The organism is Agrobacterium radiobacter, from assembly GCF_040801995.1.
GTDB classification, from domain to species: domain Bacteria; phylum Pseudomonadota; class Alphaproteobacteria; order Rhizobiales; family Rhizobiaceae; genus Agrobacterium; species Agrobacterium radiobacter.
On the sequence record NZ_JBEGHX010000002.1, the window covers coordinates 1144578 to 1156456 of the forward strand.

The 11879-nt window shown below is 60.1% G+C and carries 12 protein-coding genes; 4 read left to right on the forward strand and 8 right to left on the reverse strand.

All coding sequences use genetic code 11. The annotated features are described in order from the left end of the window. Positions 1 to 110 precede the first annotated feature (110 nt). Positions 111 to 551 carry a DoxX family protein gene (locus MRBLRC7O_RS19100; protein WP_020813628.1) on the forward strand — a complete coding sequence of 147 codons (441 nt, stop codon included), beginning with the start codon at positions 111 to 113 and terminating at the stop codon, positions 549 to 551. Further along, entirely contained in the window at positions 548 to 2146 is a 1599-nt protein-coding gene (locus MRBLRC7O_RS19105; protein WP_003508354.1) for an MFS transporter, read from the forward strand. The genes MRBLRC7O_RS19100 and MRBLRC7O_RS19105 overlap by 4 nt, the downstream gene beginning before the upstream one ends. Positions 2147 to 2200: 54 nt before the next feature. Here MRBLRC7O_RS19105 and MRBLRC7O_RS19110 read toward each other — a convergent pair whose 3' ends face one another. Both MRBLRC7O_RS19110 and MRBLRC7O_RS19115 read right to left on the reverse strand, forming a co-directional pair. Continuing rightward, a complete protein-coding gene (locus MRBLRC7O_RS19110; RefSeq protein WP_031234595.1) occupies positions 2201 to 2983 on the reverse strand; it encodes a pyrroline-5-carboxylate reductase in 783 nt (260 codons plus the stop codon). A gap of 121 nt (positions 2984 to 3104) precedes the next feature. Next, positions 3105 to 3959 (reverse strand): LysR family transcriptional regulator, encoded by an 855-nt coding sequence (locus MRBLRC7O_RS19115; protein ID WP_003522061.1) that lies wholly within the window; start codon positions 3957 to 3959, stop codon positions 3105 to 3107. Between the two features lie 130 nt (positions 3960 to 4089). On the opposite strand from MRBLRC7O_RS19115, the gene MRBLRC7O_RS19120 reads away from it, so the two are divergent. Then, positions 4090 to 5607: an MFS transporter gene (locus tag MRBLRC7O_RS19120; protein WP_020813630.1), complete on the forward strand. Its 1518-nt coding sequence runs from the start codon at positions 4090 to 4092 to the stop codon at positions 5605 to 5607. Positions 5608 to 5637: 30 nt separating this feature from the next. Here MRBLRC7O_RS19120 and MRBLRC7O_RS19125 read toward each other — a convergent pair whose 3' ends face one another. From MRBLRC7O_RS19125 to MRBLRC7O_RS19135, 3 genes are all read right to left on the reverse strand, one after another. After that, positions 5638 to 6591 carry a DUF535 family protein gene (locus tag MRBLRC7O_RS19125; protein WP_003508358.1) on the reverse strand — a complete coding sequence of 318 codons (954 nt, stop codon included), beginning with the start codon at positions 6589 to 6591 and terminating at the stop codon, positions 5638 to 5640. A 151-nt stretch (positions 6592 to 6742) separates the two neighbouring features. Then, a complete protein-coding gene (locus MRBLRC7O_RS19130; RefSeq protein WP_111820889.1) occupies positions 6743 to 7900 on the reverse strand; it encodes an ATP-binding protein in 1158 nt (385 codons plus the stop codon). Next, positions 7897 to 8595, reverse strand: coding sequence for a response regulator (locus MRBLRC7O_RS19135; protein ID WP_020010098.1), 699 nt, complete (start codon positions 8593 to 8595; stop codon positions 7897 to 7899). The genes MRBLRC7O_RS19130 and MRBLRC7O_RS19135 overlap by 4 nt, the downstream gene beginning before the upstream one ends. 174 nt (positions 8596 to 8769) lie before the next feature. On the opposite strand from MRBLRC7O_RS19135, the gene MRBLRC7O_RS19140 reads away from it, so the two are divergent. Further along, complete coding sequence (locus tag MRBLRC7O_RS19140) at positions 8770 to 9606, forward strand: phosphatase PAP2 family protein (protein ID WP_031234596.1); 837 nt, start codon at positions 8770 to 8772, stop codon at positions 9604 to 9606. An 87-nt stretch (positions 9607 to 9693) separates the two neighbouring features. On the opposite strand, the gene MRBLRC7O_RS19145 is transcribed toward MRBLRC7O_RS19140, so the two are convergent. The 3 genes from MRBLRC7O_RS19145 to MRBLRC7O_RS19155 are packed head-to-tail and all read right to left on the reverse strand — an operon-like array spanning position 9694 to position 11871. Further along, complete coding sequence (locus tag MRBLRC7O_RS19145; RefSeq protein WP_003508362.1) at positions 9694 to 9978, reverse strand: copper-binding protein; 285 nt, start codon at positions 9976 to 9978, stop codon at positions 9694 to 9696. Between the two features lie 23 nt (positions 9979 to 10001). Then, positions 10002 to 10478: a cupredoxin domain-containing protein gene (locus MRBLRC7O_RS19150; RefSeq protein WP_003508363.1), complete on the reverse strand. Its 477-nt coding sequence runs from the start codon at positions 10476 to 10478 to the stop codon at positions 10002 to 10004. A 43-nt stretch (positions 10479 to 10521) separates the two neighbouring features. Beyond that, positions 10522 to 11871 carry a multicopper oxidase family protein gene (locus tag MRBLRC7O_RS19155; RefSeq protein ID WP_080864632.1) on the reverse strand — a complete coding sequence of 450 codons (1350 nt, stop codon included), beginning with the start codon at positions 11869 to 11871 and terminating at the stop codon, positions 10522 to 10524. Positions 11872 to 11879: the final 8 nt, after the last annotated feature.

Below are 11879 nucleotides of genomic sequence, written 5' to 3' on the forward strand. Positions count from 1 at the left end.
ATATAGAAACTATTGATGCAATTGTTGGCGGTAATCCTTTGCGCCAATATCGCTCCATCACATGAACGCAGCGCCGCTCGAACCGACCGGCCAGATCGCAGGAGCAAAAAATGACCGAGCCATCTTCAACCCTTCGCCTTCGCGGCTTCCTCGCAAATGTCGTTGCCGCCCCCGCCACAAAGACCCTTGCGCTTCTGGCGCTTTGCTCGGCCTATATTCAGGGGCCGCTGACCAAGATCTTCGACTTCCCCGGCGCGATTGCCGAGATGAACCATTTTGGCCTTCAGCCGGCGGCCGCATTCGCCGTCGTCGTCATCCTGTTCGAACTCACCGCCTCCGCATTGGTGGTGTCGGGCTTCCTGCGTTGGGCCGGTGCTCTGGCACTTGCGGGCTTCACGCTTCTGGCCACCTTCATCGCTCTCCGCTTTTGGGAAATGGCGCCCGGCATGGACCGCATGATGGCCACCAACGCCTTCTTCGAGCATCTTGGCCTTGCCGGCGCCTTCATCATCGTCGCCGCAATCGATCTCACGAAAGGAACAGGCAAATGAGTGCCGCAAAATCCTCGGCGAGCAGCTTTGCTCCTCTTGCGCAACCAGTTTTCGCCGTCCTCTGGGCCGCGACGGTGCTCGGCAATACCGGCAGTTTCATGCGCGATGTCGCCAGTTCATGGCTGATGACCGATCTTTCGGCCTCGCCGGCGGCCGTCGCCATGGTTCAGGCGGCAGGGACGCTGCCGATCTTTCTTCTGGCAATTCCGGCCGGCGTGCTGACCGATATTCTCGACCGCCGCAAATTCCTGATCGCCGTGCAGCTGTTGCTGGCCTCCGTCAGCGTCACCCTCATGGTTCTGGCCCAAACCGGCCTGTTGTCCGTTAGCGCGCTGATCGGTCTCACCTTCCTCGGCGGCATCGGCGCCGCGCTGATGGGCCCGACCTGGCAGGCCATCGTGCCGGAGCTGGTGAAACGTGAGGATATCAAGAGCGCCGTGGCGCTGAACTCGCTCGGCATCAACATCGCCCGTTCCATCGGCCCGGCCGCCGGCGGCATCCTGCTCGCGGCCTTCGGGGCGGCCTTTACCTATGGCGCTGATGTCGCCAGCTATTTCGTGGTTATCGCCGCCCTTCTGTGGTGGCCACGGGCAAAGAACGCCAATGATGCACTGGCGGAAGGTTTCTTCGGCGCATTCCGGGCGGGCCTTCGTTATACCCGCGCCAGCAAGCCGCTGCATGTCGTCCTGCTGCGGGCAGCGATCTTCTTTGCATTCGCCAGTGCTGTCTGGGCACTGCTCCCTCTGGTCGCCCGGCAACTGCTCGGTGGAGATGCGAGCTTCTACGGTATCCTGCTCGGTGCCGTCGGTGCCGGCGCCATCTGCGGCGCGCTGGTCATGCCGAAGCTGCGCGAACGTTTCGATGCCGATGCCCTGTTGCTGGGTGCGGCTCTCACGACTGCGCTCGTCATGGCTGGACTGTCCTTCGCACCGCCAAAGTGGCTTGCCATCATCATCCTGCTGTTCCTCGGTGGGGCATGGATCACGGCGCTGACGACGCTGAATGGCGCAGCCCAGGCAGTTCTGCCGAACTGGGTGCGTGGCCGTGGCCTTGCCGTTTATCTCACCGTCTTCAATGGCGCGATGACGGCCGGCAGCCTTGGCTGGGGTGCTGTTGGTGAAGCCACAGGCGTGCCGGGTGCGTTGCTGATCGGCGCTGCGGGATTGCTGGTTGCGGGCCTCGTCATGCACCGTCTGAAACTGCCTGCGGGCGATGCGGATATGGTGCCGTCCAACCATTGGCCCGAACCGCTCGTTGCCGAGCCGGTGGCTCATGATCGTGGCCCGGTTCTGATCCTGATCGAATATAATGTCGAAAAGCATCACCGTTCCGATTTCCTGCATGCGCTGGACGAACTCTCCCAGGAACGTCGCCGCGATGGCGCCTATGGCTGGGGCGTGACGGAAGACTCCGCCGATCCGCAGAAGATTGTCGAATGGTTCATGGTGGAATCCTGGGCTGAACATCTGCGCCAGCACAAGCGGGTTTCCCATGCCGACGCGGATTTGCAGGGCAAGGTGCTGGCTTACCATTCCGGACTGGAAAAGCCTGTCGTGCGGCACTTCCTAACAATCAACCGTCCGGGGAAGGCATAAGACAGAAAGGGGCCGAAAGGCCCCTTTTTTGTTGTTGCCGTTGCACCTGTCCGGCTATTGCGTAATCCGCTCCAGCACGCGGCTCAATGCGTCTTTCAGCGCCCTTGAGCCGCCCTTGCCGTCGAAGTCCAGCAGCACCTGCTCGTTGAGGCCGCCTTTTGTCGCGAACTCACGGCTGATCTCGTTGAAATCCGCCTTGCTTCCAGCAAGCACCGCCACCTCGGAGAGGCCGGCGAAGAGGGGGGCAAGATAAGCGCGCGCCTTTTCTTCCGGCAGACCATTCTCGGCCAGCCATTCGGTCGTGGTCTGCATGATGCCGAAATAGGTGGCCATCAGAGCGCTGGCCGCGGCCAGAAGGTCGTATTCCGCCTTGGTCTCGCATTCCACCGCATTGCCGAGCACGTTGAAGATTGCGGCAGTATCCGTATCAGCGGGATAGATGGCGGTGACGCCCTTGCGCCGGGCGACGAAGGGTAGCGGGATTGCCTGGGTGAGACGCACATCCGCGCCGATCCAGTCCAGGAGCGACTCGCGGCTGGTTGCCGCCACGACGCTGATGACCTTCTGCCCGTCGCGGAACCGGAGAGGCCGGATGACCTCTTCGGCGATCTGCGGACGGATCGCGAGCATGACGGTATCGCAGCCATCGACGATCGCCTGATTGTCGCCGGAGATGATCACCTGCGGAAAATCGACTGCAAGCCTGGCCGAGATATCCGCGCTGCGCTGGGACACCATGACATGCGGCAAGGCGGTAGGCCTGGCGAGCAGGCCGCGCACCATCGCATCCGTGATGGCACCCGTTCCGATAAAGCCGATTTTCTGGGGAAGGGACATGAGGGGACTCCACTGCAGCGATTGGACCGAGAGAGACATCGGCCGGGTCATTTTCGCCCGATGCTAGATTTTCCGCCGGTAGTTGTCGACAAGCGGACGGTGTCAATCTGTGTGATCATGGTCACGATCCCGGCCGATGCTCGCGAAAGGCGGCGGCGAGCGTGCGTAACGCCTCCCGGGATCTGCTGTCCGTCAGGGTCGAGAACATGATGATTTCGGTAGAAGGCAGGGGCGGCAGGCCAAAACGCTGGCTGACCTCCACCGTGCCGGGTGGTGCAAGACGGGAGGAGAAGGCGGAAACCGCAAGCCCGGCCGAGACGGCTGCGGTCACCATCGACGATGTGCCGCCAAGAAACACTTCGGTCCACGCAATCGCAGCCGCATCCAGGGCGCGGGTGGCGATGTCACGCACACCACAGGCGGGTGAGAGCGCCGCCAGCCGCAGCGGTTCACCCTGACGGTGTTCGAATTGCGGGGTTGCATACCAGCCGAAATGTTCCGGTCCCAGCACCTCGCCGTCGCGCCTGTCGTCTTCGCGCCGGATGATCGCCGCATCGATCTCCCCACGGTCGAAGGCGTCAAGCAGGGATCTGGAATGATCCATGCGTACTTCAATCGTAAGCCCGGGGTCGTGGTCGTTGAGACGTGCAAGCAGGGTCGGAACCTCCGGTCCCGCCACGTGGGCGGCAATGCCAAGGCCGAAGCGGCGGCGCGGCGAGGAAAGACCCGCCAGCGCCCGATCATGCGCGGCGAGAAACTCGCGGGCGGGCGCCAGAAATACCGCACCCTGTGCGGATAGCCGCACGGAGCGGGGTGTGCGTTCGAGCAGCCGCTGGCCGAGCCTGTCCTCCAGCCGTTTGAGCTTGACGCTGATGGCGCCCTGGGTGGTGCCGAGCGCTTCGGCAGCGCGGGTGAAGCTCTGCATATCGGCGATGGTGACGAAGGCCTCGACGGCCTCAACATCCAGCGTGCTCATGTCGATTATTCCGATTTGTTGTCTCTGAAATAGCCAATCATCCAATTCAGTTATGGTCAAGCTTTGTCTAGCCTGTCTCCTCCACAGATCGGTTTTCGCCATTGCGTGCCGACCCATGAAAGGCTGAAGAATGACCCTTGCCGTTACCGCACCAGCGGGCAGCAGAAGCGCCATGGCGCTCGCTGCCGTCTGTCTCTCCGCCCTGATGTTCGGACTGGAAATTTCCAGCGTTCCGGCGATCCTGCCAACACTCGAACAGGTGCTGCACGCGGATTTCCGGCAGCTTCAGTGGATCATGAATGCCTATACGATCGGCGTGACGATGGTGCTGATGGCGACGGGCGCGCTGGCCGATCGCTTCGGCCGCAAACGTGTCTTCATCGCCAGCATCGCCGCTTTCTCGCTGTCCTCTCTCGCCTGCGGAATGACGGAAAACGTCTCGGTGCTGATCGGCGCGCGTTTCCTGCAGGGACTGAGCGGCGGGGCGATGCTGGTGTGCCAGATCGCCATCCTGTCGCATCAGTTCCGCACGGCCCGTGAACGCGGCATGGCGTTCGGCTGGTGGGGCATTGTCTCGGGCGTGGGGCTGGGTTTCGGCCCGATCATCGGCGGCGCCATCGTCGCGCTGTGGAGCTGGGAATGGGTGTTCCTCGTTCACGTCGCCCTTGGCGTGGGAACATGGCTGCTCGCCGCCGGTGGTGTGGGAGAATCGCGAGATCCGGAAGCGGCGCGTCTCGATCTTGCCGGCATGGTCACGCTCTCGGTTGCCGTTTTTTGCCTTGCCTTTTTCATCACGCAGGGACCCGAACTCGGTTTTGTGGGCCCGGCGGCGCTTCTGATCCTTGGCGTCTCGGTTGCGAGCTTCATCGCCTTCGTGATCGCTGAAAAGCTTAACGCGAGACCGATGTTCGACTTCTCCGTCTTCCGCATCCGGCCATTTTCGGGGGCGATCATCGGTTCGGCGGCGATGAACATCAGCTTCTGGCCGTTCATGATCTATCTGCCGATCTGGTTTCAGGCAGGCCTCGGTTATGACAGCGTCACCGCCGGCCTCGGTTTGCTTGCCTATACGCTGCCGGCGCTGGTGGTGCCGCCTTTGGCGGAGCGCCTGTCGTTGCGCTACCAGCCGCGCCTTGTCATTCCGGCCGGGCTGTTCACCATCGGCCTCGGTTTCATGTTGATGAAATTGGGAAGCGGCATCGAAAGTGCGAGCTGGCTCACCATGCTGCCCGGCTGCATCCTTGCCGGTATCGGGCTCGGACTGACCAATACGCCTGTTACCAACACCACCACGGGGGCGGTTTCCCCCGCTCGTTCCGGCATGGCTTCGGGTATCGACATGAGCGCGCGCATGATCTCGCTCGCCATCAACATCCCGATCATGGGCTTTATTCTGGTCGAGGGCGTCCGGGCTTCGCTTCTGGCAAACCTGCCATCAGGTGCTGACATCAATGCGTTGCAGTCGCTTGCGGAAAAGATCGCGGCGGGCACCGCCGGCGCGGCGCAGGGTGTTTCGGAAGAGCTCGTCCATCAGGCGCTTGCGGACGGTTTTGGTCTGGTCATGCTTTATGCCGGCATCAGCGTCTGGTTCCTTGCCGCCATCAGTTTCATGATCTTCGGTCCGGCGCGAAAACCTGCCCATGGTTAGCGCGAAGTCCCAGGCAACCTGGGACGAGCCTCAGGCGCTTTCGTTTACTCCGGCCTCGGCGAGACGTTTGCCGAGGCTGAAAAAAGAGGACTTCATTTGGCTGCGTTTATCTCCACCCTCAAGGCTGGAGAAGGGCACCTTGAAACCGAATATTTCATCCGGCTCGCCAGAGCGTTCCCGCCAGAATGCATCGATGTCCGAAACCATCATTTTTTGCCTTCGGGCGCGCCGGTAGCGGATGGGGTGTCTGGAGTGGGCGACAGCGAAATAGTCATGTGCACCCTCACCGGTGAGACCTTGCAGAACCATCAGTGCGGCCTCCTTGGGACGAAGTCCCGAGAGATCGCGCGTCATCGACACCATTTGTTCCTTCGCGGCGCGCGGACCCTGCATGCCGCCAACGACAATCGTGTGGTTCTGTGTTTCGCGCCCTTCAACGAAAGTGAACGTTGCCGTCCACAGAACGGTGTTGTCATGGCTCTCCATGAGTCTGATGGAAAACGCACCCTCGTGTCGGCCGCCGCAACAATCCGCCAAGGCCAGGACGCATCGATATTCATCGTTCCGGCCGCAAACCGTGCCCATATCAATGGTTTTTCCCGCCCACAGCCCGGCCATCACGCTCCTGGAAAAATGCCGGTCCGCAATTGCGAAATTATCCATGAGAAAAGCCAGCCGTCTCTTCTGGGAAACTTTATTGATGAGGAGTTTCGACAGAGGTTTCTGGAGAAGGTCGTCATGCGGGAGCGGTAATTTTCGCTCTGTTGAAAAATCCGCCAGAAACCGCCACCACCGAAAGGTGACCAATGGATTGATCGCAAAACGCAGCCAGAAAAGAACCGCCCGCTTCCAGTAGGCGCGCCGGGTAAAGGTCATAATTCTCCAGAACAACAAAAAACGGGGTGTTTCCGAAACTGTCTCGGCCACATCATCCGTGACCGGGAGTTTCTCTGCCAGAACGGCAGCATCTTGAATGCGCGACATAAATGGGCTTCCGGCAGAACATGGTGTTCAGCCGGGGCATGCGCCGGAATTGTCAAGATTCTGTCGAGAAACAGCCTGTCCCATGTGAAGACCGGTTCGCCGCCTCAGCGCAAAAACAAGCAACCGCAAAGAGACGGTTGGCCGGGATATTTTAGGAGGCTTCCCCGAAGACAATCGTCACGATAGTTCCGCCATCCGGCCGCGCCTTTATCTGCAGATCGCTGTCATGCGCCCGTGCGATTGCGCGGGCAATCGACAGGCCGAGACCTGTGCCACCGGTTTTGCGCGCGCGCGACGGTTCCGTCCGCCAGAAGAGTTCGATGCCGTGCGCCTCGACGCCAGCGGGAAAGCCCGGCCCTTTATCCTCGATCGCGACAAAGGCGCGCCCGTCCTGAACCCCGGTCGAACAACGCAGAAACCCGCCGCTCGCCGCGTAGCGGCGCACATTATCCATCAGAATCAGCAGAAGCTGCCGAAGGCGTTGTCGATCGCCGCAAACGGGTGCGGGCTCCAGCGACATATTGAGATCAATGCCGACCTCATCCATCAGTGGCCGGGCCGCTTCAGCCACCGCCGCGCATTCGGCGGCAAGATCAAGCGGTTCGGTGTCTTTGACGAGACTGTTGGTTTCCGCCAGCGAAAGTGTGCGCAAATCGTCAACAAGACGCGCCAGTCCCTCAACATGGACGATGAGGTGGCGAATGGCTTGCTTGTCGAGGGGAAAGACATCATCCGCGATGCCGTGCAAACGGCCCCGCAGGATCGTGAGTGGGGTGCGCAGCTCGTGGGCCACTGCCATCGTGTTGAACTTCAGCCGGCGTTCCATCATCTGAAGTTCCCGCGTCAGAGTCTCGAAACTGTCGACCAGAAATGCGACTTCGGTGATGGGGCTCGCCTTGATCTTTGCGCCGCCGCTGAAGTTGCCGGTCGCCATGCGCCGCGCGGCATCAGCAAGTTCGCCGAGAGGTGCGGCAATGCGCCGAGATATGAAATAACCAAGCAAGCTGCACAGGAAGACACCGAGCAATCCGAAGACGAACACCGATTTGATAAGCTCGTTATCTGCCTGATCTTCCAGGCCCGGCAAAACCTCGACAAGGGCTTGAAGTTGGCGTTGATCCGGCATCATGCCCAGGTCGATATCCGAGAAGGCCTTGGCGGCATCGGGCGACAGCTGGGCGATGATGCGCTCCTCAATGTTGTCCGCATACCAGGAAACGCCGAAATAGACCAAAGCAACGGCAAAGATGAGCATCGTGGTGATGATGATCGCCGTCATCGTGCGCAGGCGGAGTCGCCAGGGCTTCATGGTTTTTGCTCCCCGGCCAGCCGATAACCGACGCTGCGCACCGAGACCAGATAACCGCAGGCGCCATGATCCGTCAGTTTCTTGCGCAGATTGGCGATATGTGTGTCGATGGTGCGCGCCAGCGCATCGCTTTCCGGCAGGCAGGCGTCGAGAATGTCGGCGCGCTGAAAGGCGTGGGTGGGACGGCGCGTCATATGGGCGAGGATCCGGAACTCGCTCAGCGTCAGGGGCAGAACGGCCCGCTCTCCACCATGGCAGACGGCCGCAACATAAGCTTCGGTGTCCACTTCGATGGCCCCGAAGCGCAAAACCCCGCCGGAGCCTGGCTGTCGCGTGCGTTTCAGCACGGCATTCACCCGGGCGATCAACTCATGCGGGTTGAAAGGTTTGACGATGTAATCGTCAGCGCCGAGGCGAAGGCCGGTCAGCTTGTCCATATCCTCCGCAAGAGAGGTGACCATGATGACGGGCGTTTCCCGTTCCCGCCGGATGCGGTTCAGCACCTCGATGCCATCGAATTTCGGCAGGCGGATGTCGAGGAGAACCAGATCCGGCCTCAACATGGAGAAATGGGTCAGCGCCGTTTCTCCATCGCTGGCTCTGACGGTTCTGTATCCTTCGCGAATGAGATAGGCGTCCAGAATCTGAATGATATCAGGGTCGTCTTCGACGATCAGAATAAGCCCTTTGTCCATGCTGAACCCGCAAATTTATTCATATATAGGCTGTGGTGGTGGCGGGACGCTAAGCGGATGCGAAACGTCGGGCAAGAGCCTCTATCCTCTAATAAAGCCAATGCGCACCGCTTTCCTTGCAGTCTTGTGTCTTTCTCCGCAATGCCTTGACATTTCTGCGGAAGAGAACTGGTCATGCACCAGTCTCTCGCCAGTAAAACCCACCAAAAGAAGCGGAATTGGACCCGGCGGTCGAAATTTCGCGCAAACGCCGTCTTTGTCGTCCGTCAGGCATTTGCGAGTGCTTCCGGCAGCCCCTCTCTGCAGGCTCTGCTGGTCGCCTTTGCGATGATGATCGTCTTTACGATCAGGCCGGATATCGATCTTGAAGTGAGCCGGCAATTCTGGGCGGGCGGTTTCACCCTCGGTGAGGACGAGTTCCTGATTGCCGTCCGTGATCTGAACCGCATGCTTCCGGCGGTCTTGTTATCAGGACTTGCGGGCATGCTTTTCGCCATGCCATTTTCGCGCGGCTTGCCGCGGCTTTTGCCGCCACATAAGCTACTGTTTATTATGGTATTTTTTGCTATTGGACCAGGAGCCACGGTGCATGCCCTGAAAAACCTGTTCGGCAGGGCAAGGCCGCGGCATCTCGCAGAGTTCGGGGGAGAGCTGGTTTTTACGCCGGTTCTTTCCCTCAATGGCAGCTGCGCCCGAAACTGCTCTTTTCCTTCCGGTGAAAGTGCTTCCGCAGTCGCCCTCCTGGCCTTCATCATCCTCCTGCCAGAGAAATTTCGCCTGATAGGCACCGCAATACTGGCGCCGTTTATCGTGATTGTCTCCCTGAACAGGGTGGCGATGGGGGCTCACTTCCTCTCCGATGTCCTGATTGCATGGCCCTTGATGCTCGTGGTGTTCCTTCTGCTCCAACGGCCGTTCATGAACAATCGGCAGGCGATAGACGCGGCCTTCTCGCCCAAGGTCGGCGGGTCGCGGCCCGCCGTAGGACCAAGGCCATTTGCCGAACACTAGAGTTCGCAGGACGTCCTGACACCAATACAGAAAGGGCAGCGGAAAACCGCTGCCCTTTCTGTTTCTTTTGGACCGGCTGCTGAGGCCTTATTTCACCTGTGCGACGACAAGCTTGCCTTCGGCGCGTTCTGCAATGAACTCGATATTGGCGCCTTCCTTGAGCCTGGCGAGGAGCGCATCGTCCTTGACGCGGAACACCATCGTCATGGCCGGCATGTCGAGGTTCTTCAGTTCTTCATGGATGATGGTGACCTTTTTGGCCGCAGCATCAACCTTCTTGACCGTTCCCTTGGTGAATTCCTCTGCGAATGCACTGAGGGGAGCGGTGAGCAGGAGTGCTGCTGCGACGGTGATTTTAACGATGGTCTTCATGGTCATATTCCTTTGTTGCTGGATTATTTTGCAGAAACTTTGAGATCGCCGCGCATGCCGGCCTCGTAATGTCCGGGTTTCAGGCAGGCGAATTCGAACATGCCGTCATTGGTGAATTTCCAGACGATTTCGCCGCTCTCGCCCGGCGCGAGGCTGATCGCGTTCGGATTGTCGTGTTCCATCTCCGGCGCCTTCTCCATGGCGGCCTTGTGCTCCAGATTGGCCTTCTGTTCATCGAGAATGAATTCATGGTCCAGTTCGCCGACATTCTTCACGACAAAGCGAACCGTCTTACCCTTCTTGAATTCGAACTTGGCGGGCGTGAACAGCATCTTGCCGTCGGGCGTTTCCTTCATCGTCACCTGAATGGTCTGGGTCACCTTGGCCTTGTCGCCGGGTTCGCCGATCGCCATCGCTGCATGGCCGCCGCCGTGGGTGCCCGATGCCAGGGCAGGCGTGGCGAGAGCGGTGAGAAGCAGTGCAAGTTTCAATTTGGTCATTCTGTATGTTCCTTGATTTTGATGGGGTCGTTGGTCTGCGCAATCAGCCGTGTTTCATCGGTTGCGGCGTGATCTGCGTTTTGGGGTCGGTGTTTTTCTGTGTATCCGGCAACTCGCCGGTCCATTCCCAGGCCTGGGTTCCGGGCGGGTTTTCGTACCAGCCGGGATCGGCGTAATCGCCCGCGGAGATGCCTTCACGAACCTTCACCACGGAGAACATGCCGCCCATCTCGATGGGGCCGTGCGGACCCCATCCCGTCATCATCGGAACGGTGTTCTCAGGGATCTCCATTTCCATCGCGCCCATATCGGCCATGCCGGCGGTGCCCATCGGCATATATTCCGGCCGGACCTTGCGGATCTTTTCGGTGACGGTCTTCTTGTCGACGCCGATGAAGGTCGGGACGTCATGGCCCATCGCGTTCATCGTGTGGTGCGACTTGTGGCAATGGATTGCCCAGTCACCGACATATTTGGCGTCGAATTCATAGGCGCGCATCGCACCCACGGGGATGTCGATGCTGACCTCCGGCCATCGCGCCTCGGGCCGCACCCAGCCGCCATCCGTGCAGGTCACTTCGAAATCGTAACCGTGCATGTGGATCGGGTGGTTGGTCATGGTCAGGTTGCCGACGCGCACGCGCACCCGGTCGTCCTTGGAAACCACCAGTGGATCGATGCCCGGAAACACCCGGCTGTTCCATGACCACAGATTGAAGTCGGTCATGGTCATGATCTTCGGCACATAGGAGCCGGGATCGATGTCGAAGGCATTGATGAGGAACACGAAGTCGCGATCCACGGGCATGAATGCCGGGTCCTTCGGGTGGATCACGAAAAAGCCCATCATGCCCATCGCCATCTGCACCATCTCGTCCGAATGCGGGTGGTACATGAAGGTGCCCGACTTCACGAGATCGAACTCGTAGACGAAGGTCTTGCCGACAGGGATATGCGGCTGCGACAGGCCGCCGACGCCGTCCATGCCCGACGGCAGGATCATGCCGTGCCAGTGGATCGTTGTATGTTCCGGCAGCTTGTTGGTGACGAAAATACGCACCCGGTCGCCTTCGACGGCTTCGATGGTCGGGCCCGGCGACTGGCCGTTATAGCCCCACAGCCGGGCGGTCATGCCCTCCGCCATTTCGCGCTCCACCGGCTCGGCGACAAGGTGGAATTCCTTGACGCCATTGTTCATCCGGAAGGGCAGGGTCCAGCCGTTGAGGGTAACGACCGGGTTGTAATCGGGGCCGGTGGTGGGCTTGACCGGAGCCTGGGTCGCGGCCGTTTCCATCACGGCTGCTTCCGGCAGGCTGCTATTCGATGTTTTCGCCCAGGCCGCCGTGGAGACCATAGCGGCGCCGACACCCAGAAAGTTTCTTCTATTGAACATGGTGATTT